This is a genomic window from Croceibacterium selenioxidans (assembly GCF_018599195.1).
GTDB lineage: Bacteria > Pseudomonadota > Alphaproteobacteria > Sphingomonadales > Sphingomonadaceae > Croceibacterium_A > Croceibacterium_A selenioxidans.
This window is the reverse complement of sequence record NZ_JAHFVK010000001.1, coordinates 441,361-462,349: the sequence shown is the minus strand read 5'-3', so window position 1 is coordinate 462,349 and position 20,989 is coordinate 441,361. Positions and strand designations below refer to the sequence as shown.

The following is a 20,989-nucleotide window of genomic DNA, read 5'->3' as shown; positions in this document are numbered from 1 at the left end:
ACGCGCGCTAAGGCTCGCCCGACCCCGGGCAGGGCCGGTTTTGGCGGGCCTATACGCCCGCTTGCCCCATGCCTCAAGCGCTTCTAGGGAGATTTTTCGCATGGATCGTCAGGGGGGTATGAACGCCGCCCTCGGCAACTGGAACTGGTACACCGAAAGGCCGCTCCCCTCATGACAGAAGACGAGGTACTTGCAGAGTTCCGGGCCAGCCACGCCCTGCTGGAGGGTCACTTCCTGCTCTCCTCCGGCCGGCACAGCGGTTATTATCTGCAATGCGCCCGCGTGCTGATGAATCCCGAACGCGGCGGCAAACTCGCCCGCGCGCTCGTGCAAAAGCTCCCGCGCGAACTGCGCAGCCAAATTCGCAAGGTAGTATCCCCGGCGATGGGAGGGGTCATTATCGGGCACGAAGTCGGTCGAGCGCTCGATGTTGATGCGATCTTTCTAGAGCGCCCAACCGGCGTGTTCGAGCTGCGCCGCGGGTTCGATATCGCGGAAGGCGAGAAGATCCTTCTGGTGGAAGACGTCATCACCACCGGGCTCTCCAGCCGCGAGGCGATGAAGGAGATTGTGGCCCTGGGAGGAGACGTCATCGCAGCGGCGGCTCTGGTCGACCGGACCGGAGGCGAAGTCGACCTCGGCGTGCCGTTTCATGCTCTCGTGACAATCAATTTCCCGACCTACGAGGAAAGCGAAGTTCCGCCCGAGCTGGCCGCCATTCCGGCGATGAAGCCGGGGAGCCGCAAATAGTGGCGTTGCAGCAGGCTCGGGGCGGGCGGTCCGCGGGTCGCTTACGTCTCGGCGTCAACATCGATCACGTCGCCACGATCCGCAACGCGCGCGGAGGCGAGCATCCCGACCCGGTTCGCGCGGCGGAGATCGTCGCGACAGTTGGCGGCGACGGGATCACCGCGCACCTTCGCGAAGACCGGCGCCACATCCGCGACGAGGACCTCCGCCGAATCCAGGCCGCTACGGATCTGCCGCTCAACCTGGAGATGGCCGCCACCGACGAAATGGTGGAGATCGCGCTGCGCCACATGCCGCACGCAGCCTGCATCGTTCCCGAGAAGCGCGAGGAACGCACCACGGAAGGGGGGCTCGACGCAGCCGGTCAGCACAATCATCTGCAGCCGGTCGTATCACGCCTGGTCGACGCGGGCATCAGGGTAAGCCTTTTCATCGCTCCCGACGAGCGCCAACTCGAAGCCGCCTTGCGGCTCGGCGCCCCCGTCGTCGAGTTCCATACCGGCGAATACGCGCACGCCACAGGCGATCAGGTGGCCATCGAGCTCAAGAAGATCGCCGACATGGCTGCGCTAGCGGCGAAGAACGGCATTGAACCCCACGCCGGCCACGGCCTGACATACGAGAACGTGCAACCGATCGCGGCGATCCCGCAACTCGCCGAACTCAACATCGGCCACTATCTTATCGGTGAGGCCGTTTTCGTCGGCCTGGAGAATGCGGTGCGGCGGATGCGCGAAATGATGGACGCGGCGCGGTGATGCTCCCTCTCCCCTTAGGAGAGATAAGAGGCCCGTGCCGCATGCGCGGGACGGGTGAGGGTCACGGGGCCCAATCGCCCTCACCCTTCCGTGGCTCCGCCACTCTGTCTCTCTTCGGCGCGGAGAGGGCATCATGATAATCGGCATGGGGTCAGACTTGTGCAATATCGAGCGCATTCAGGCCGCACTCGACCGCCATGGCGATCGATTCGAGTTGCGCTGCTTTACCGTGATCGAGCGGGCGAAGGCGGCCAAGCGACCCTTCACTCGGGCTGGAACGTACGCCAAGCGCTTCGCCGCCAAGGAAGCCTTTTCCAAGGCCGTCGGCACCGGGTTCTTCCAGGGCGTCTACATGAAGGATATCGGAGTAGTGAACCTACCCTCCGGCGCCCCGACCTTGCACCTTGAAAATGGCGCGGCGAAGCGGCTTGCGGAACTGACACCGGATGGCCATGAGGCGCACATCCATCTTACCCTTACCGACGACCATCCCTGGGCCCAGGCTTTCGTCGTAATCGAGGCACGCCCGCTACCGTGAACGATCAGCCTTCCGAACCGATTGGTACCGAGGAATCACCGGCCAAGCCGAAGAAAAAGGTCAACTGGCTGGCGGAGGTCCGCGGCCTGCTGCTGATGCTGCTGGGAGTACTGGCGTTTCACACCTTCGTCGCCAAGCCGTTCTACATTCCCAGCGCCTCGATGGTCCCCAACCTTCTCGTCGGCGACAGGCTGATTGTCAGCAAGTATCCGTTTGGCTGGAGTTGGGTCTCTGCCTCATTCCACCTGCTCCCGAGGAGTGACTGGCGCATTGCCCCGGCAACACCCGAATATGGCGACATCGTCATCGCCGTCCCGCCGGACAGGGCAGAAGATTATATCAAGCGCGTAGTCGCCCTTCCCGGCGATCGCATCGCCATGGTCAATGGACAGATCATTCTCAACGGCAAGGAAGTTCCGCAGGACGTCGAACCTCCGGTGCGAATTCCCGTGGCCGACCAGCAGTTCTGCGACGGACACCCTTGCCTCGCCGATTTCGATCAGTTCCGCGTGCGCGATCCGGATGGGCGTGAGTTCTACGAGCCGCCCACCTATCGGGAAACACTTCCCAATGGCGCGAGCTACCTGATCATCGACCACTTCGACCAGCAACTCGACAATTTCGACGAGATCGAAGTGCCCGAAGGCTACGTTTTCCTGATGGGTGACAACCGCGATCACTCGGCGGATAGCCGGGCACCGGCCGCGCCGTTCGGCAATGGCCTCGGAGGCCCGGTGCCCATATCGAGCGTCGGCGGTCGTGCCGAAATCATCACCTTCTCTCTCGACGGCAGCGCCGGCTGGAATCCCCTGAGCTGGTTCAGGGCATTGCGCCCGGACCGCGCTTGGACCACTCTTCGCCCTGAACTGCGCAAGGCGGGAGAGGATGATGGCAGAGGCTGACGCCAGCGAAGGTCCTGCGGGCGACAACCGGGCGAGCCCGACCCACATCACGAGCCCGGCCCTGCGCTACGAGGCCAAGCGAGCGCTGCTTTGGGTCACCATAGTCGGCCTCGCCATCCTGGCGATCTACATCTCACAAGCCTTGCTGGTGATCTTCGGCGCCATGGTCTTCGCCTCGATGCTCGACGGCGGAGCCCGCCTGCTCGGGCGGGTCCTTCCTATCGGGCGCGGTTGGCGGCTGGCGATCGTGCTGCTCCTTGCGACTGGCTTCATCGTCTGGCTGGTCCAGTTCGCGGGCAACCAGATCGCTTACGAGGCGGCCGAACTTCCGCAGATCGTCTCCCAACAAGCCAATCGATTCTTAGTGTGGCTCGACCAGAAGGGTTTCGATATCGAGCTTAAGGACGTTCAGGGCGTGGCCGGCCAACTGATGAGCGGCGTCGGAACGCTGACCAAGGCGATCGGTGGTCTTCTGGGCGGTCTGACCACCTTATTTCTGGTGGCGATCATCGGCCTCTACGTCGCGCTCGAGCCGCGGTTATACGAACGGGGCATCGCCTGGATGCTCCCGCCCGAGCGGCGCGGGAATTTCTACATCACGGTGAACCGCATGGCTTTCACCATGCGCCGACTGATGGGCGGACGCCTGCTCGGCATGGTTTTCGAGGGCGTGTTCACCTGGATCATGCTGGCGGTCTATGGCGTGCCGATGGCGGCGCTGCTCGCCATCCTGACCGGCATGCTCGCCTTCATTCCGAACGTCGGCGCGATCGTATCCGGGATCTTGATGATCCTCGTCGGGTTCTCCGGCGGTCTCGAGATGGGGCTCTACACGATCTTCGTCTACTTCCTGGTCCAGAACATCGACGGCTACATCGTGGTGCCGCTCATCGCGAGGAAGACCGTCGATCTTGCCCCGGCGCTGGTACTTGCCGCCCAGCTCATTATGGGGGTGTTGTTCGGAGTGCTTGGCCTGTTCCTGGCCGATCCCCTGCTGGCGATGATCAAGGTCGCGCTAGAGCGCCGGGCGGAGCAGAACGAACAAGGCGGGTCGCAACTCAAGGTGGAGGCCGATGGCCCGTAAGTTTCTCTACATTGTCGCCTTTTTCCTGGTCATCCTGATCGCCGGTGCCTTCGCTTTGCGCTTATGGTCGAGCAAGCTGGCGGAAATCGCCTTCGTGCCCTCGACGGAGTTCGTCGTCCAGGACCCGCTCGCTAGCAATGCATATCAGGACCCGGCAATGTGGTTCTCGCGGCCCGGCATTGGAGCGCCGACAGATCCGTCGCGTTGGCAGCCCGCCGGGGTACCCGCTGCGACCAAGCCGCCGGTTAACTTCGCGGTCTTTTTTGTCCATCCGACCAGCTATCTTGAGAGCGTCCACTGGAACGCGCCGCTCGACGACCCTCAGTCGGAGATGCGCGCCAAGCTATATCTCCGTGGCATGGCGAGCCCCTTCAACCGGGCGAGCGAGATCTGGGCGCCGCGTTATCGCCAGGCGACGTTCGGCGCGTTCCTCACCGATGCCGCAGGCGCTGACGAAGCGATCGACGCTGCTTATCAGGACGTTGCGCAGGCTTTCGACTACTTCGTCGACAGTGTCGGCCCCGACACGCCGATCGTGCTTGCGGGGCACAGCCAGGGCTCCCATCACATCTTGAGGCTGTTGCGAGAGAAGATCGCCGGCACTCCGCTGCAGCAGCGTATTGCGATGGTCTATCCCGTGGGCTGGCCGATCTCTGTTGCGCATGACCTCCCCGCGCTCGGGCTTCCCGCTTGCGCCACGCCAGATCAGGCCGGCTGCATCGTGACCTGGTCGAGCTTCGCCGAACCGGCCGAGCCAGACGCCTGGTTCGAGATCTTCCGGGCTTCGAAGGGCTTTGACGGGCAGCCGCGGGGCGAAGGTCCGATCCTTTGCGTCAATCCACTCAACGGAACGTTGAACGGCACCGCCCCTGCTTCCGCAAACCTCGGCACGCTGGTCCCGAACCAGGACATGACGAGCGGCGAACTGGTCCCCGGCGCGGTACCGGCGCGCTGCGACCCACGGGGAATTCTGCTGGTAGGTGATCCGCCTGAGCTCGGCATGTACGTGCTGCCGGGGAACAACTATCACGTCTACGACATCCCTCTGTTCTGGCGGAACCTGCAGGAAGACGTGACCCGCCGGATCGGTGCCTGGTCGGCCCCGCGATGATTACCGAGCAGGCAGGCGAGTTCCGTTCCGCCCTGCCCGATGGCGGGGTCTTGCTCGGGCTTGATCTTGGTACAAAGACCATCGGTACGGCGCTGTGCGACGCCGGGTGGAGCTTCGCAACGGCGGGGAAGACGCTGCCGCGCGGGAAGTTCACGCGCGACCTGGCAGCGCTACAAGCCCTCGTGACGGAGCGGCGAGTCAAAGGCGTGGTGATAGGGCTGCCCCTCAACATGGACGGCACGGGCGGCCCCCGCGCCCAGGCTAGCCGTGCCTTCGCGCGCAACCTCGCACCCTTGGGCTTGCCGGTGCTGCTGTGGGACGAACGCTGGTCGACCGCGAGCGCAGAGCGGGACATGATCTCGCAGGACTTTAGCCGCGCCAAGCGGGCCGAACGTATCGACAGTCACGCCGCCGCGGTCATCCTGCAAGCGGCGATCGACCGCCTGGCCGGGGGGATTCTCTAGGCGTTCGGCGCCCGCCGAAGCACCAAGACCAAGCCGCGCGGCAGAGATCCGTCATGCGGTAAGGTCCGCCGCACCGCGTCGGCTCGAGCGCGGTCGAGTACCGCGGAGCCAATCTCCGGCTCAAACAGAATGGCGTCCGCACTGCCTAGCAACCGGGCCTGCCTCAGAGTCAGCTCATCCGGATCGTCGCTGCTGATCGTGAGTTCGATAGCCTCGACCGTCACGGGTGCCGGTGCCTCGGCCAACCACTCGTCAACGCTGACAGCCGCGCCATCCTTCAACGGGTCGAGCGCGCCGCCCTCGGCCAACGCTGCGTCGAGTGCCATGCGACGGTCCGCCGCGATCGGCCAGCGGGCGCGCAGTTTCGCCCGCGCACTGTTTAACGTCTCGGCCAGTCGGCCAAGATCTGCGGGAAGCAAAGCCTCAAGCCGCAACCGCAGCTGCTTGGCCAGGCCAGCCGATGCTCCGGAAGTGCCGACTGCAATCAACACCGGGTCGCGGTCGAGCAAACTCGGCACGGTGAAGTCACACAAATCCGGCCGATCAACCGTGTTTACGAGCACACCGGCAGCTCGAAGCCGCGCGGCGTCGGCCTCACAGGCGGCAGCATCTTCATGGGCGACAAAAGCCAGTCGAGCCCCGCGTAAAAGCCCATCCTCAAGTTCGCTTGAGGTATAAGCTCCAGCCCTTTCGACGAGGCGCCTTTTCGCCTCGGCGGCGGCTCCCTCCCCCAGCACGATGACCGATTGTCCGGCGACGCGATGGAAGAGTGGGAGCGACCGCATCAGAGCCAGTCCGGCACCCGCTCGGCAGCGGTTATTTCTTCCGGGAGGATGCGGTCGGCGACGATGGCGTACTTGTCGCCATCAACCATAACCTCGGCCACGAAGCCCCGGCTGTTGTAGCTCGAGGCCATCGTCGCACCGTAAGCCCCGGCCGTGCGGAAAACCGCCAGGTCACCGGCTTCGACGCCCTCGATGTTACGACCCATGGCAAATGTGTCGCCGGTCTCGCAGATCGGCCCGACAATGTTGGCGGTCATCCGCTTGTTCGAAGGGCGGACCGCCTCGAAATCATGCCATGAACCATAGAGCGCAGGACGCGCCAGGTCGTTCATGGCGGCGTCGACGATCACGAACGGATCGCGAATTCCGCGCTTTACGCGCACGACCTTGGTGAGCAGAACCCCGGCGTTGCCCGCGATGACGCGGCCCGGCTCGAACATCAGACGAACGTCCCAGCCCGCGGTCACCCGTGCGACCATCGCGCCATATTCGGCCGGGCTCGGCATGACGTCACCGGCCTTGTACGGGACGCCCAAGCCGCCGCCGAGATCGGCATGGGTCACCTTGAGGCCCACCGCGCGCAACGTGGCGATCAACGTGCCGAGCTTCTCGAACGCCCGCTCAAGCGGCGAGAGATCGGACAGCTGGCTGCCGATATGTACAGCGACACCGCGCATATCCAGGCCCGGCAAGGCGGCAAGGCGCGCGTAGATCGCCGGGGCCTCTCCGATCGGAACGCCGAACTTGTTGTCGGCCTTGCCGGTCGAGATCTTGTCATGCGTACCGGCATCGACGTCCGGATTGACGCGCAGCGCACAGGGCGCGCGAACACCGCGTGCAGCGGCGAGCACTGAAAGTTCGGTGCCCTCTTCTTCCGATTCGAGGTTGAACTGGCCAAGTCCGGCATCGAGCCCGCGGATCAGTTCGTACTCTTGCTTGCCGACGCCGGAGAACACGACTTCGCTTGCAGGCATGCCCGCAGCCAGAGCGCGTGCCAGTTCGCCGCCCGAGACGACGTCGGCCCCAAACCCTTCTCGCTGCATCACTCGCAGCACCGCGAGGTTGGGGTTGGCTTTCACGGCGAATGCCAGGTGGGGGTCTCCGAGCGGAGCCAGCGCCTCCTTGAACACGCGCGCATGGCGTTCGAGCGTCGCGCGCGAGTAAACGTAGACGGGGGTGCCGACTTCCGCGGCGATGCGGGCCAGCGGAACGTCCTCGGCGTAAAGCTCGCCGTCGCGTAAGTGAAAATGATCCATGATTAGACTGTCTTTACCCTTCGGGCGGCAGGTCGAACGGGTCGTCCTCGCGCTCTTCGGAGCGCTGTCGCAATTCGACATTGCGAGTGGGGACGGCCTGTGTGTTGGGCTCCAGCAACTCGGCTGAAGTCTCGGGCTCGTTCCGGGCGAACGGAGTGGGCGGCAAGGGTTGCCCAGCCGCCTGTTTCAGGTCCTGCTGGCTACCACAGGCTGCGAGGCCCAAGCCCACAAGGAGCACGAGAACGCGAAGACGAGTCATCCACCCATACCTAGCGCTTCACGCGCCTCGGCGATACGCTTGCGTACTTCGACGGGCGCGGTGCCGCCGTGGCTCGCCCGGACAGCGACCGAGGCCTCGACCGAAAGCGCCGCGTAGACGCCCTCCCCGATTCGGGCGTCGATGGCCTGCAAGTCGGCCAGAGACAGGGCCTCGAGCGCGATGCCGCGGCTCTCCGCCAGCTTCACGGCGGCGCCGGTGATGTGATGCGCCTCACGGAAGGGAATGCCCGCCTGGCGCACTAGCCAGTCGGCGAGATCGGTCGCGGTGGCATAGCCGAGCTCTGCCGCCTGGCGCATCCGATCGGTCCGAAACTGCGCTTCCGCGACCATCCCGGTCATCGCCGCGACCGACAGGCTCAGAAGGCTTGCGGCTTCGAAAACCGGCGGCTTATCGTCCTGCATGTCTTTCGAATAGGCGAGCGGCAGGCCCTTCATCGTCACCATCAACGACACCGCGCTGCCAACGATGCGTCCGGCATGGCCGCGCACCAATTCCGCCGCGTCGGGGTTCTTCTTTTGCGGCATGATCGAACTGCCGGTCGAAAGCGAATCCGGCAAGCGCACAAAACCGAAGGGCTGGCTCGCCCAAATGATGAACTCTTCCGCCAGCCGCGAGAGGTGCAGGGAACACTGCGCCGCCGACATCAGGTAATCGAGCGCGAAGTCGCGGTCGGATACCGAGTCCAGGCTGTTCGCGGTCGGCTTGTCGAAACCTAGCGCTTGCGCGGTCATCTCGCGGTCGATCGGGAAGCCGGTCCCCGCCAGCGCCGCGCTCCCCAACGGCGATTCATTCGCGCGCTTACGGGCATCGGCGAACCGCGAACGGTCGCGCCGGAACATCTCGTAATAGGCCATGAGGTGATGACCCAGCGTGACCGGTTGCGCTGTCTGCAGGTGAGTGAAGCCCGGCATGATGCTGTCGGCATGTTCGGCAGCGCGCATTACCAGAGCGCGCTGGAGCGCCTCGAGTCCAGCGTCGACCTGGTCGATCGCATCGCGGACCCAAAGGCGGAAGTCGGTCGCTACCTGGTCATTGCGGCTGCGCCCCGTGTGCAGGCGGCCCGCCGCTGCGCCGATCAGCTCGGCCAGCCGGCTCTCGGTGGTCATGTGGATGTCTTCGAGCGACCAGTCCTCCGGAACCCCTTCCGCCTCGTACTCGGCGGCGACCCTGTCGAGGCCTGCCTCGATCGCCTTGGCGTCCTCCGCCGAAACGATCCCACAAGCACCGAGCATCGCAGCGTGAGCCTTGCTCGCCGCGATGTCCTGGCGCCACAATGCCTTGTCGAACGGGATCGAAGCGTTAATTTCGCGCATGATCGAGCTGGGCCCTTCCGCGAAGCGCCCGCCCCACATCTGGTTGGAGCCTGCAATGCCCCGTTCGCCGTCGTTCTTGCTCACGTGTGTTATCGCCCTCGTCGTCGCGGGCTGCGATAGGCAAAGCACCGAACCCGCGCAACCGCAGGAAGACGCTTCGGCTGAAAACGATGCCCAGCTCACCGGCACCCTAGACCGCAGCTTTGCCGGCCAAGCCCTTCCTGCGGTGGAGCTGGTCGACCCCTCCGGCACGACGCTGGCGATGGCGGACCTCAAGGGCAAACCGACCCTGGTGAACCTCTGGGCCACCTGGTGCGTCCCCTGCGTTGCGGAGATGCCGATGCTCGACAAGCTTGCCGCTGAACTGGGCGACAGCGTGCGCGTCGTAACCATCAGCCAGGACATGAAGGGCGCCGAGGTGGTCGAACCGTTCTTCGCCCAGCGAAAACTCGCAAACCTGCCGAAGTGGATCGACCAGAAGAACGATCTGCCGATCGCTTACGGCGGCGGCGCGGCCCTGCCGTTGACCGTGCTCTATGATGCCGAAGGCAAGGAAGTCTGGCGCATCATGGGCGGCTTCGACTGGTCCAGTTCCGAGGCGCACCGACTGGTAGCGGAAGCGACGTCAGGAAAGGGATGACACGATGTCCCAGCTGAGCCGCGACCTTGCCGCCGGAATGGACCGCAGGCGCGTGCTCGGTGGCATCGCCCTTGGGCTGGGTGGCGTGCTGGCGGGTTGCGGATCCAGGGCGGGAGCCCAGGATGGCGCGACAGCTTGCATGGCCACACCGACGGAGACCAAGGGCCCATTCCCGGCGGACGGCAGCAACGGATCGCAACGGCCGATCAACGTCCTCGATCTGGACGGCGTGATCAGGCGCGATATTCGCTCAGGGTTTGCCGGCATGTCGGGAACCGCGGAAGGCGTGCCGTTCGAACTGGAGATCGAAATCGTCGGTGCGACTTGTGGCGTCCTTCCGGGCCACGCAATCTACTTATGGCAGAACGACGCAAAGGGCGCCTATTCCCTCTACACCCACGCAGAGACGAACTACCTCCGCGGTCTGCAGCCTGCCGATGCGAAAGGCCGCGTCCGCTTCACCAGCATCGTGCCGGGATGCTACGGCGGTCGCTATCCCCATTGCCACTTCGAAGTGTTCGAGAGCGCCGAGGCCGCCGTTGGCGGTGCGCGCCCGCTATTGGTCTCGCAACTGGCTTTCCCCCAAGCGGAATGCCGCGCAATCTACCTCAACGACGCTCGATATGGCGACTCGCTGAGCAACCTAGAGCGACTGCCCATCGGCCGAGATTTCGTTTTCGGCGATGCCGATGCCGCCGGGCAGGCACGACAGACTGTGGTGCTAACTGGGGATCTGGCACACGGGTACCGAGGAGTGGCCAAGGTGGCGCTGGGTTAGATCGAAGCCGCCTGGATCGCGAATGGTGGGCGGTGACGGGCTCGAACCGCCGACCCTCTCGGTGTAAACGAGATGCTCTACCAACTGAGCTAACCGCCCTAAAATCGGAAGCCGCGAGATAGCGCGTCTTCGCCGCAGGTCAACGCCTGTTGGTCTAGGGAAGGACGAACTTCAACCCGGCGTAGATGGCCCGGCCCGCAGTTCCGTAGCTAAGAACCTCCTCGTAGTCCGCATCGAGCGCGTTCTCTAAGCGGCCAAACAGCTCCAGCTTATCACTTATCCGGTAGCCGGCGGCGATCCGGACCAGCGTGTAGGCGTCGAGAGCGGTCTTCTCCGCCACGAAGCCGTTGGTGAAGTAGTTGCGGAAGTCGTTGTCGAGCCGCTCGCCGTTGTAGATCAGGCTGGCGCTGAAGTGGCCTCGCTTCGCTGGGCCGAAGGTTCCGTTCACGTCGAAGCTTGCCTGATTCTTCGGCCGCAGTGCTTCGGGACTACCGTCGGCATCTTCGGCGTCGAGATGGGTGTAGCTGCCGCCGATACTGACGGGCCCGAGATCGATTCGCGCGCTTAGCTCCACGCCTTCGCGTGTACTCTCGCCCAGGTCATTGCCGATGCTCGGGAACTGGTCGACGATCTCGTTTTCGAGCGTCGAGTTGAAATAGGTCAGGTCGATCAGGACCCGATCGTCGAACAAGCGCTGCTCGACCCCAAGGTCGAAGCCCTTGGCGCGCTCTGGCACTAGGTCGGGATTGCCCACGAAAGTGCCTGGGACAAAGCCGAACTGTTCGAAAAAGGTCGGGTTTGTCACGCCCGTCCCGTAGCTCGCATGAAGTCGGGTCGAGCCGAGCACCCACGATCCCGCGACGCTGTAAGTCGTCGCGTCGCCAAACGCTTCGTTGTCGTCGTGACGGATGGCTGCGCGCAGGAACAGGTTCCTGAACAGGTCGAGGCGATACTCCGCGCCGATACCCAGGAGGCTGCGCTCCTGTCGCGCAACCTGGCTCGGATCGGAGGGAAAGGTGTTACGGAAGCTCTCTTCCTCGTGTTCCGCGAAGATCGTCACGTTGTGAACGGCACCGGCGAAGGAGGGGGTATCGATGCCGAACGAGCTGCGCGCCGAGAGGGTCAGGCGCCCACCTTCGCTGCCGAAACTGTCGATCGTGCCGAACCCACCCGTGCTCTCATCACCCGAATAGGCGGCGGACAGGACGTTTTCCCAGCGGTCGATGGGTTCAAGGGTCAAGGCGACGCCGCCCGACCAGTTGCGAGTGTCGGAATAGCTGTCGTCGTCGATGGCCAGGCCTTGCTGCGGTCCGCCCGTGAAGTCGAAGCCGTCCGTGTCGGTGGCCTTGTCGACAAACCTGAGCGATGCCTCGACGCGCGCCGTATCGGCAAGCTTCACTCCACCGCGCCAATAGAGTGTCAGGTTGCGATCACCATCTGGCTCGGTGCCGATGGCGGCCGAACTGAAGCCGTCGGTCTTGCGGTAGATTGCGGCGGCGGAAACGAAGGTGTCCCGATCGCCCACGGTCATGCCGGCGCGGCCGAACAGACTGTCGTAACTGCCGTACTCGGCGGCGGCATCGAAGGCGGGTCCGTCCCCACCCCTGGTGATGACGTTGATCACGCCGGCCAGGGCGTTCGAGCCGTAAAGGCCGCTCTGCGGGCCGCGGAGAATTTCCACACGCTCGATGTTGTCCGCGAGGAGAGTGGAGAAGTCGAACTCCCCCGAGCCCACGGGCGCAACCTCGATGCCGTCAATCAGCACCAACACATGATTGGCTTCCGCGCCGCGGATTCGGACCTGGGTCAGCGAACCGAACGAGCCACCCTGGCTGACAGCCACACCGGGCACCTCGCGCAGGATATCCTGCAGGTAGGCCGTGTGCCGCGCTTCGATCGTCTCACCTTCGATGACGGTGAGCGTATTGCCGATCTGCACCCGTTCGACAGGAATGGCGGTGCCGGTGACCACTATCGTGTTGGCGTCCTGTGCCAACGCGGGTGAGGTCGCCGGAAGCAAGACCAACGCAAACAGTCGCGCTACTCGCTTACGGTTGCTCGATGCTCGGACGATGGCCCCCATGAATCCCCTGAATTCTGCTTTGCCGCAATGATCGCCGCCGCCGATGCCGCCGAACGCTCCTCTCTGCAAAGTTATTTACGGTAATGCCGTCGTTACAACGCGGCTTGCGGGACGAAATCGACTGTTGCCGTGGGGGTGCCGGCGCCGGTGACGCACGCGTCCACCTCGAACACCTGGCGCAAAAGCGCGGCGGTCAGTGTCAGGGACGTTGGACCGAAGGCGGCAAGCTTCCCGCCGCTCATCACCGCCACGTGCGTGGCATAGCGGGCGGCCAGCGTCAGGTCGTGAAGCGAGGCGATAACGAGCTTCCCCTCATCGGCGAGAGCGCGGAGGCGGATAATCCCATCGAGCGCGTGTCGCGGGTCGAGGCCGGCTAGCGGTTCGTCGACCAGGAGAACCTCTGGATCGCCCACCAGCGCGCGCGCGAGCATGGCGCGGCCAAGTTCGCCACCCGATAGCGTCGTCGCGGGCTGGTCGCGATGGTTTGTCAGGTCGGCCGCCTCGAGGGCCATGGCCACCCGCGCATGCATGTGAGCAGGAAGCCCACCAAATGCCGGCAGCTGGGGCAGCAGCCCGAGCGCCACGAGCCGTTCGACCGATACCGGCCATTCGGCGCGGGGATTCTGCGGCAAGTAGGCGCGGACTTGAGCGAGCTTGCGGCGATCGATCGAAGTGAGCGCGGCGCCGTCGAGCTTCGCCGAGCCGCCATCGGGCCGCAGCAATCCTGCGAGGAGCGACAGCAGCGTCGACTTCCCTGCGCCATTCGGACCGATAAGGGCGACCAACTGACCGCTTTCGATCTGCAAGTTCACACCGTCGACGATGGCTCGCCCCGCCCGCTCGACAGTGACCGCCTCGGCTTCGATCCGGCTCATGGCGACATTCGCCTCAGCCGGGCAACGAGCCAGAAGAAGAAGGGCGTACCCACGAGGCTCGTCAACACGCCCAACTTCACTTCCTGGGCCGTCGGAATGATCCGCGTCGCGACGTCGGCGAACAGCAGAAGGATCGCCCCGAACAGGGCAGAGGGGAGCAGAACCCGGCTTGGCTGATGCCCCACGAACGGCCGGACGAGGTGCGGCGCCAGCAGACCGATGAAGCCGATGGTTCCCGTCACGGCCGTGGCCGCTCCTACAGAGAGCGCCGTACCGGCAAGTGCCAAAAAGCGCGTGCGCGAGAGATCGATCCCGAGGCTTTGCGCTTGCGCCTCGCCCAAGGTCAGCGCGTCGAGGTCGCGGGCGGTCAATGCCAGGCAGACCCAGCCGGCAAGGATGAAGGGCGCGGCCAACAGAACCTGGCTCCAATCCCGGTCCGCGAGCGAGCCGAGCAGCCAGATCGTCATCTCGTAGGCCGCATAGGGGTTGGGAGCGAAATTAAGGGCGAGGCTGAGCCCCGCTGCCATCAGGCCCGAGACTGCCACACCGGCGAGGATCATGGTCAAGGTACCGCCCCTCCCTGCCATTAAGGTCAACGAGGCGGCAGCCAGGGCGCCGGCAATCCCGAGCATGGGCGTGGCCAGGGCGAAGGAGCCCGAAAGACCAAAATAGATTGCAATCACAGCACCAAGCGCTGCACCCGGCGAGACCCCGAGCAGGCCGGGCTCGGCAAGCGGATTGCGCAACAGGCCCTGCAGTGCGGCGCCCGCGAGGCCGAGCGTAGCTCCCGCGAGGACCGCAAGGACGGTGCGGGGCATGCGAAGTTCGGACAGGATCAGCCAGGGCAGATTGGGCTTCGGTTCGAACAGGCTGCCCGCCAGTACCGCAGGGTCGAGCCATACCCTTCCAGTGCCAAGCGAGAGCAGCACGCCGACCACGAGAAGCACGGCTGTCAGCAGCGGCCAGGCCGCGCGGCCTACCACCTCACACCGCCTTGTGGGACTTTGGCCAGCGCCGCGCGCAATTGAAGTGCGGCGTCGGCCGATTGCGGCAGGCCGCAGGCATAGAGCGAGGCCGGGTAGGAAATTCGCCGTCCGGCGTAGGCCTTGCGGATCGCCGGGTGTTCCGACACCGCGTCGCGCAGGGCAGGACCGTCGTAGCGGTCTTCGCCGCGCATTATCGCATCGGGTCGCGCGGCCAGAAGCTCCTCGACACCGAAGGTTGAATAGCTTGCATCGGGCATGCGCCGCGCGAGGTTGACCGCGCCGGCTCGCCGGATGATCTCATCGGTCAGGGTGCCCGCACCGGGTACGGTATCGCCACTGCTCCAGGCCGCGACCTCGATCGGACGCGTGGGTCGGTCCCGATCGAGCAGGGCGAGCTTGGCGTCCATTTCGGCGATCAGCACTTCGGCCCGTCCAGGTTCCCCAACTGCCCTCCCGACCTGCCGGGTGATGCGCCGGATATCGTCGAAACTGTTGGCGGCCTCGATTTCGATCAACGGTGCCCGCACCTTGCCTGCCAGGCGCCGCATTGCTGAGGCCGACCAGGGGCTCGCGAGGATCAAGTCGGGGTGTTGTGCAACGACCTCCTCGGCCGAACCGTGGTTGATCGCGACACCGGCGTCTGCACCCGGCATCAGGACCTCCACCTGATCGTGCGCGAGGTAGGTGATCGAGGCTATCCGATCTTTCGGCACCAGCATCAGAAGCAGAATATCGCTGCACATGTTCGTGGACATGATGCGTTGAGGCTTGCCATCGGGAAGGCGCCCGTCCGTTCGGCTTGAAGCAGCAGCCGTCATGCAAGCGAGCACCGTGAGGCAGGCCGCAACGGCGCCGAACCAAAGCCTCCCCCAACACATGCCTTGCGCCGCTCCTGTCTCTAAGTTCGTCGGATATCCATTGGCGGGCGCTTATCCTCCGACCGTCAGCGAAGGTCCAGCGCAGGCTAAGTCAACTTGGCCGTACTTCTCCCAACCTCGGCGAAATAACGGGCCATCATGTGGGCGGCGCGATCGGTCAAGGCGATGAAGGCGCGCCGGCGGTCCGCATCGTCTTCGTTCCGATGCAACAGCCCGGCTTGAATCATCTGGCCAATCCACCGCAGGGCGGTGGTCGGCGGCACTCCACTCGCGATGCAGAGCGAAGTCACCGAGACGCGGACGCTCTCGATCCGGGCCGCCGTGAGATCGAGCAGGATGTCCCAGGCGGGGTCGGCAAACAGCGCGCCGTCGAAAAACCGCGTCCGCGCGTGACGGTTGCGAATGATCCGCCGGATCGTCCGTGCGTCGGGCAACGTGGGGCTGACGCCCGAAGCCAGCCTTTTGCTTCCTTTGCCCCCCTGCGCGGCAAAATCCGAACCGGGGCTTTCGACGCGGAACGCCTTTCCTTCTCCAAAGATCGCAGCGTGCCCCACGCCGAACTGGTCGAGACGTTGAGCAATTTCGCCGACCTGTTCGATCAGCCGCAGCAAAGTGACGCGGTCCTCTTCCGATAGTTCTCTGAGGCGGAGATTGGAAAATCGAGTGAGCGCCCGCCCCAGGGCAATGATGCGATCGGCCCGGCTCGGGTCCACCAGAATCTGCGCGTCTGACTGGTCACAACAGGCAAACACGTCATCCAGCGCCTCGATCGAGGTGGAAACGATCAGATGCGCCGCCGAGTGCACGCGCAAGTCCAACCGCGACAAGGCCGCCAGAACCGGCGCATCGGCTCGCGGGCAATCGACCAGTACGACTTCCCCGATAGGCCGCGCCTCCCCATCGAACAAAGCCGCCACGGGCCCACATTCGCGAAGGGCCATGCCCGCCGCCATGGTGTCATCACGAATCTGGTCCCTGACCTGTTCCCGATCGGCGAAGATCGACACGGCAAGTCGCATTCCGGCTGGTCCGGCGGCCTGCTCCTCTAAGGAGGCGTAGGGAAAATCGGCTTGCGGCATCAGTTCCTCCAGATGAGAACATCATAGGAACAAAATCCAACAAGTCAAGTATTTTCAGCTCGTTATCTCAATCGGCGTGCCGTCCGGAACGAGTTGCCAAAGCTCGGCAATCTCGTTGTTTTCGAGAGCGATGCAGCCATCGGTCCAGTCCCCCGGAAGCCGGCCCTCGGGAAGCCAGTTCGGTTGTCCGTGAATGAAGATCGCCCCGCCGGGAGATCGGCCGCGCGAGCGGGCGAACTGGGTGTCGGTAGCGTTGGGATAGGAGATGTGCAGGCTCAGGTAATAGGCGCTCTGCGGGTTTCGGTAATCGATAGAGTAGACACCCTCGGGCGTCTTCTCGTCGCCTTCGAATCGCTTGTGACCCTGCGGCGCGTCGCCAAGCTGCAAGCCCTGGTAAGTGCGGTAGGGCTTGCCGCCGGAATAGAGCGTCAGGACCCGCTCCGACTTGTCTACCCGCACATAGTCGGCCAGCGGCAGGTCTTCGACTTCGGCCTGGGCCGGTCCGCATCCGGCCAGGGCAAGGGAAAGTGAAAGCAGCCGGATCCAGCGCATGGGCCCTTTATGCCCGATGCCGCTGCTGCCGCGCAATCAACGAAGCCGTTCGCCGACCAGCGTGCCTTTGGCGCCCGGAAGCAGGGTGAAGCGGAAGTCGGGCCAGTCGCGCCGCCAACGCTGGGCCACCACGCGCTCTCCGGGTCGGGCCGCATCGTCGAGCAGGATCATCCCGCCCGGCACGATGCGGTCGAACAGGAGTTCGGCACGTCCGCGGATGAACGGGTTGAGCGACCAGGGCGGACCGTCGATAACCAGCAAGTCGATCTCGCGCGGGACCGAGCCAAGCTCATACCAGGTGTGAGACCATTCCGACCGATCTTCCACCAGAGGCGCGTGGCGCATGTTCGCCTGCACGCCATGGCTTTCCAGCCATTGGCCGGTCGACACCACGAAATCGGCGTGCTGATCGAAACTCGTCAAGCGCCCGCCGCCGTTGATCTCCAGCGCCTTGCCCAGCACCAGCGTTGAGGCGCCGCAGCCCAGTTCCACCACCTCGCGCGGGCGCAGCTTCTCGATCGCTTCGACCATGCGCCAAAGGAACCAGGTGTCGGCTTTCCAGCTGCCGAGGTGAGGCAGCGCGTCATGCGGCAAGCCGAGCTTGTCGAGCAGCGCCTGCTTGTCGGCCAGCTTGCCGCCCCACAGGCTCCGCAGCAGCCACGGCCACTGGATCGCACCCCAGGCTATGGTGAGGGCCTTTTCCGACAGGGGACGATCGGGACCGATCGTCTCCAGCGGAAGAAAGCTTGTCTTTTCGCGGGATGTCATTGGGGCAGCAATCTCTCCGCGCAGTGGCTTTCAGGCTCAACCCTCAAACGGGTCGCGCACCAGGATGGTATCGTCTCGCTCCGGGCTGGTCGAGACAGAAGCGACAGGACACTCGATCAGTTCCTCGATCCGGCGGATGTACTTGATCGCCTGGGCCGGGAGGTCCGCCCAGCGACGCGCGCCGGCGGTGGTCTCGCTCCAGCCGTCCATTTCCTCGTAAACCGGTTCGAGCGCTTCCTGATCGGCGGCATTGGCCGGCAGGTAATCGATCACCTCGCCCTTGAGGCGATAGCCGGTGCAGATGCGAATCTTTTCGAAGCCATCGAGCACGTCGAGCTTGGTCAGCGCGACGCCGGTCACGCCGCTGATGGCGCAACTCTGCCGCACCAGGACCGCATCGAACCAGCCGCAACGGCGCTGGCGCCCCGTGACCGTACCGAACTCGTGCCCCCGCTCTCCCAGGCGTTGGCCATCGGCATCGAACAATTCCGTCGGGAACGGGCCCGAACCGACGCGAGTGGTGTAAGCTTTGACGATGCCGAGCACGAAGCCGGCCGATCCGGGGCCGAGGCCACTACCCGAGGCGACCGAACCGCTGACCGTATTGGAGCTGGTGACGAACGGATAAGTCCCGTGGTCGACGTCGAGCAGCACGCCCTGCGCACCTTCGAACAGGATGCGCGAGCCCTTCTTGCGCTCTTCCCGCAGGCGCATCCACACCGGCTGCGAGTACTGCTGCACGAAGGGGGCAATCTCCCGGAGCTTTTCCTTCAGCGCCGCCCGGTCGATCGGTGGTTCGCCAAAGCCGGCGCGCAAGGCATCGTGGTGAGCGCAGAGACGGTCGAGCTGCGGTTCGAGTTCGTGAAGGTGGGCCAGGTCGCACACGCGAATCGCACGACGTCCGACCTTGTCTTCGTAAGCCGGGCCGATGCCGCGCCCGGTAGTGCCGATCTTGCCCTTGCCCGCGGCCGCTTCGCGCATGACGTCGAGTTCGCTGTGAACAGGCAGGATCAGCGGGCAGTTGTCGGCGATCGCGAGGTTCGCCGGGGTGATCTTCACGCCCTGCCCTTCAAGCCGCTCAATCTCCGCCTTGAGCGCCCAAGGATCGAGCACCACGCCGTTGCCGATTATCGACAAGGTGCCGGTGACGATCCCGGAGGGAAGCAGGCTGAGCTTGTAGGTCGTATTGCCGACAACCAGCGTATGCCCGGCATTGTGGCCACCCTGGAAGCGCACGACCACGTCTGCCCGGCTTGCCAGCCAGTCGACGATCTTGCCCTTGCCCTCATCGCCCCACTGGGCGCCGATCACGGTAACGTTGGCCAAAGGAGACGTGCCTTCCTGCGTGCAAAAACCCGCGCGGCCCTAGGCCGCTTGGCGATCAAGGGCAAGGCACACAGACCGACATTTCGGCCGGTTCAACTCTCAGTCTCGCAACCCTCCGTAGGCTCGAGCGCTTCTTCAAGGGCAGCCTCGGGGTGACCCTCGATGTGGGAGAAGCCGGCCATGCGGCAAAGGTCGTCCTCGAAGGCCACTGTCACAGGTGCGGTCGAAGCGCCGATCAGGAACGCCGCAAATGCCGGAATAGACAGGCCGATTGCCCAGAACAGTCCCTGGAAAGCGACGTCACCAAAGGATCGGTAGGTGGCCGAGTTGAAAAGAGCATCGGCTACCGCGAGCAAGTGGCCGGCTATCGTCAGATAGAGGATGAAGGCCAGGAATGGGGCATTGCTCATCCCCAGCTGGTAGGGAAACAGCGTAGCCGCCACGATCCATACCAGAACGCCCAGGCCGAAGGCTGGCTCTGCGAGGATCCGGTCTTTCATCTGCGTGCGACCTCTAGCGACAGCCTTCCAACGTGCATTACCCGTAAGAACACTAGGCTCCGGGTGGCGGTGGCTCAACTGCCGTTAGATGGCGACGGGAGCGGTTCCTTCAAGCCGATGCGAGCAACCGAGCCGCGCTGGATCGTCGGCCTCAGACAGCGCCGCAACCGTGCGCCAACCTTCGGCGCGCAGCTTCGCACCCGCGGCCGGATCGTGACCCAACGGCAGGAACACAGTGTTTTGCCTGGGCTCTTCGGCCTTGACGGCTTCGACCAGTTCTTCGGGATAAAGCGAAAAGCCGGTGGCCGCCTCGTCCGTGCCGCCGATGCTGTAAGTGCCGCCCCGGCCCAGCGTGCCGCGTACGCCGTCGGCATAAAGCGTGAACCCGAACCACGATTGGTATTCGAACCCATGACGTTCGGAGGGATCGAGCGTCAACCGAGCGCGGCCGCTAACGCGATGCGCGATCTGCCGCAGCCCTTCGATCCGGCTGGCAAGCACACCGACGGTGTCGATTCCGGCAAGCTTTTCGATCGCTTCGTCGAACGGTCCGCTAGCGTAGAGCAGCGGCAGGTAGGCTTCCCCACCCGCCTCTTTCAATCCACCCGCGTCCTTCGCGTCGAGCTCGCGCCGCACGGCCACGACTTGCTCGGGCGTGAGCGGAAATTCCTGCACCGCGAGGGTATCGACCAGATCCGGCAAGGTGAAGTCGACCGAAATTCCCGTGGCGCCGGCCGCTTCTAGCGAGGCAATCGCCAATTCGACGATCTCGGCGGCGGCAGCGACAGAATCGCTGCCGATAAGCTCGGCCCCCAGTTGGAGATTTTCCCGCCGCGGATCGAGTTGACTGCCGGCAATCTTGACGACCTGGCCGGCGTAGCACAGCCGCAAGGGGCGCGATGCATTGGCCAGGCCGGTCGCGGCGATGCGCCCGACCTGCACGGTCATGTCCGATCGCAGAGCCAGCGTACGCAAACTCTTGGGATCGACGAAGCGGAACAGATGACGGGTCTTTACTCCGTCCATGCGCCGAGCCATCGATTGCATGAATTCGATCAGCGGCGGACGTACGCGATCATACCCGTGCGCATCGAGGACGCCGAGCACCGCGCGTTCGATGCGCGCTACCGCCGCAGTGCTTTGCGGCAGACGGTCTTCAAGCCCTTCAGGGAGAAGGTCAGCGGCAGGATCAGTCATTGGAGCCCCCTAGAGCCTGCCTTGGAGGGTTGGAAGCGTCGTGACGGCGTTCGCGCCGCTTGCACGGGCAACCAAGCCCGCGCTGC

At 64.5% G+C, this 20,989-nt stretch carries 23 protein-coding genes and 1 tRNA gene; 9 read left to right on the top strand and 15 right to left on the bottom strand.

Annotation, left to right across the window (positions count from 1 at the left end; translation table 11 throughout):
- The first annotated feature begins 171 nt into the window (after window positions 1-171).
- The 7 genes from pyrE to ruvX all read left to right on the top strand — a co-directional run bounded on the left by pyrE (window position 172) and on the right by ruvX (window position 5,607).
- Window positions 172-750 carry an orotate phosphoribosyltransferase gene (gene pyrE, locus KK137_RS02225; protein ID WP_214534416.1) on the top strand — a complete coding sequence of 193 codons (579 nt, stop codon included), beginning with the start codon at window positions 172-174 and terminating at the stop codon, window positions 748-750.
- Window positions 750-1,508 (top strand): pyridoxine 5'-phosphate synthase, encoded by a 759-nt coding sequence (locus tag KK137_RS02220; RefSeq protein WP_338027937.1) that lies wholly within the window; start codon window positions 750-752, stop codon window positions 1,506-1,508. Before pyrE ends, KK137_RS02220 begins: the two co-directional genes overlap by 1 nt.
- 133 nt (window positions 1,509-1,641) lie before the next feature.
- On the top strand, window positions 1,642-2,046 hold the full coding sequence (gene acpS, locus KK137_RS02215) for a holo-ACP synthase (RefSeq protein WP_214534415.1): 405 nt from the start codon (window positions 1,642-1,644) through the stop codon (window positions 2,044-2,046).
- Entirely contained in the window at window positions 2,043-2,948 is a 906-nt protein-coding gene (lepB, locus tag KK137_RS02210) for a signal peptidase I (protein WP_338027936.1), read from the top strand. The genes acpS and lepB overlap by 4 nt, the downstream gene beginning before the upstream one ends.
- The gene (locus KK137_RS02205; RefSeq protein ID WP_214534414.1) at window positions 2,935-4,032 is read left to right on the top strand and encodes an AI-2E family transporter; all 1,098 of its coding nucleotides are present in this window, start codon (window positions 2,935-2,937) and stop codon (window positions 4,030-4,032) included. Before lepB ends, KK137_RS02205 begins: the two co-directional genes overlap by 14 nt.
- Window positions 4,022-5,143: a DUF3089 domain-containing protein gene (locus KK137_RS02200; RefSeq protein ID WP_214534413.1), complete on the top strand. Its 1,122-nt coding sequence runs from the start codon at window positions 4,022-4,024 to the stop codon at window positions 5,141-5,143. The genes KK137_RS02205 and KK137_RS02200 overlap by 11 nt, the downstream gene beginning before the upstream one ends.
- Entirely contained in the window at window positions 5,140-5,607 is a 468-nt protein-coding gene (ruvX, locus tag KK137_RS02195) for a Holliday junction resolvase RuvX (RefSeq protein ID WP_214534412.1), read from the top strand. The genes KK137_RS02200 and ruvX overlap by 4 nt, the downstream gene beginning before the upstream one ends.
- Here ruvX and KK137_RS02190 read toward each other — a convergent pair.
- The 4 genes from KK137_RS02190 to argH are packed head-to-tail and all read right to left on the bottom strand — an operon-like array spanning window position 5,604 to window position 9,280.
- Window positions 5,604-6,392, bottom strand: coding sequence for a precorrin-2 dehydrogenase/sirohydrochlorin ferrochelatase family protein (locus KK137_RS02190; RefSeq protein WP_338027935.1), 789 nt, complete (start codon window positions 6,390-6,392; stop codon window positions 5,604-5,606). The two genes, ruvX and KK137_RS02190, sit on opposite strands and share 4 nt — an antisense overlap.
- A complete protein-coding gene (lysA, locus tag KK137_RS02185) occupies window positions 6,392-7,648 on the bottom strand; it encodes a diaminopimelate decarboxylase (protein ID WP_214534411.1) in 1,257 nt (418 codons plus the stop codon). The genes KK137_RS02190 and lysA overlap by 1 nt, the downstream gene beginning before the upstream one ends.
- Window positions 7,649-7,661: 13 nt before the next feature.
- Window positions 7,662-7,907: a hypothetical protein gene (locus tag KK137_RS02180; protein WP_214534410.1), complete on the bottom strand. Its 246-nt coding sequence runs from the start codon at window positions 7,905-7,907 to the stop codon at window positions 7,662-7,664.
- Window positions 7,904-9,280: an argininosuccinate lyase gene (gene argH / locus KK137_RS02175; protein ID WP_214535897.1), complete on the bottom strand. Its 1,377-nt coding sequence runs from the start codon at window positions 9,278-9,280 to the stop codon at window positions 7,904-7,906. Before argH ends, KK137_RS02180 begins: the two co-directional genes overlap by 4 nt.
- A 16-nt stretch (window positions 9,281-9,296) precedes the next feature.
- On the opposite strand from argH, the gene KK137_RS02170 reads away from it, so the two are divergent.
- Both KK137_RS02170 and KK137_RS02165 read left to right on the top strand, forming a co-directional pair.
- Window positions 9,297-9,881, top strand: coding sequence for a TlpA family protein disulfide reductase (locus KK137_RS02170; protein WP_214534409.1), 585 nt, complete (start codon window positions 9,297-9,299; stop codon window positions 9,879-9,881).
- A 4-nt stretch (window positions 9,882-9,885) separates the two neighbouring features.
- Complete coding sequence (locus KK137_RS02165) at window positions 9,886-10,659, top strand: dioxygenase family protein (RefSeq protein WP_214534408.1); 774 nt, start codon at window positions 9,886-9,888, stop codon at window positions 10,657-10,659.
- 23 nt (window positions 10,660-10,682) lie between these two features.
- On the opposite strand, the gene KK137_RS02160 is transcribed toward KK137_RS02165, so the two are convergent.
- The 11 genes from KK137_RS02160 to KK137_RS02110 all read right to left on the bottom strand — a co-directional run bounded on the left by KK137_RS02160 (window position 10,683) and on the right by KK137_RS02110 (window position 20,903).
- Window positions 10,683-10,758 (bottom strand) — tRNA-Val (locus KK137_RS02160).
- Window positions 10,759-10,813: 55 nt separating this feature from the next.
- Entirely contained in the window at window positions 10,814-12,655 is a 1,842-nt protein-coding gene (locus KK137_RS02155; protein ID WP_214534407.1) for a TonB-dependent receptor plug domain-containing protein, read from the bottom strand.
- 179 nt (window positions 12,656-12,834) lie between these two features.
- Window positions 12,835-13,617 carry an ABC transporter ATP-binding protein gene (locus KK137_RS02150; protein WP_214534406.1) on the bottom strand — a complete coding sequence of 261 codons (783 nt, stop codon included), beginning with the start codon at window positions 13,615-13,617 and terminating at the stop codon, window positions 12,835-12,837.
- Window positions 13,614-14,600, bottom strand: coding sequence for a FecCD family ABC transporter permease (locus KK137_RS02145; protein WP_214534405.1), 987 nt, complete (start codon window positions 14,598-14,600; stop codon window positions 13,614-13,616). The genes KK137_RS02150 and KK137_RS02145 overlap by 4 nt, the downstream gene beginning before the upstream one ends.
- Window positions 14,594-15,358: an ABC transporter substrate-binding protein gene (locus KK137_RS02140; RefSeq protein ID WP_214534404.1), complete on the bottom strand. Its 765-nt coding sequence runs from the start codon at window positions 15,356-15,358 to the stop codon at window positions 14,594-14,596. The genes KK137_RS02145 and KK137_RS02140 overlap by 7 nt, the downstream gene beginning before the upstream one ends.
- 209 nt (window positions 15,359-15,567) lie before the next feature.
- Window positions 15,568-16,560 carry a helix-turn-helix domain-containing protein gene (locus tag KK137_RS02135; RefSeq protein ID WP_214534403.1) on the bottom strand — a complete coding sequence of 331 codons (993 nt, stop codon included), beginning with the start codon at window positions 16,558-16,560 and terminating at the stop codon, window positions 15,568-15,570.
- Between the two features lie 54 nt (window positions 16,561-16,614).
- Window positions 16,615-17,112: a L,D-transpeptidase family protein gene (locus KK137_RS02130; RefSeq protein WP_214534402.1), complete on the bottom strand. Its 498-nt coding sequence runs from the start codon at window positions 17,110-17,112 to the stop codon at window positions 16,615-16,617.
- Window positions 17,113-17,148: 36 nt separating this feature from the next.
- Window positions 17,149-17,880 (bottom strand): class I SAM-dependent methyltransferase, encoded by a 732-nt coding sequence (locus tag KK137_RS02125; RefSeq protein WP_214534401.1) that lies wholly within the window; start codon window positions 17,878-17,880, stop codon window positions 17,149-17,151.
- A gap of 36 nt (window positions 17,881-17,916) precedes the next feature.
- Window positions 17,917-19,206, bottom strand: a complete 1,290-nt coding sequence (locus KK137_RS02120; protein WP_214534400.1) for an adenylosuccinate synthase — start codon at window positions 19,204-19,206, stop codon at window positions 17,917-17,919.
- Window positions 19,207-19,298: 92 nt separating this feature from the next.
- A complete protein-coding gene (locus KK137_RS02115) occupies window positions 19,299-19,706 on the bottom strand; it encodes a hypothetical protein (RefSeq protein ID WP_214534399.1) in 408 nt (135 codons plus the stop codon).
- Window positions 19,707-19,790: 84 nt separating this feature from the next.
- Entirely contained in the window at window positions 19,791-20,903 is a 1,113-nt protein-coding gene (locus KK137_RS02110; protein ID WP_214534398.1) for an ATP phosphoribosyltransferase regulatory subunit, read from the bottom strand.
- Window positions 20,904-20,989: the final 86 nt, after the last annotated feature.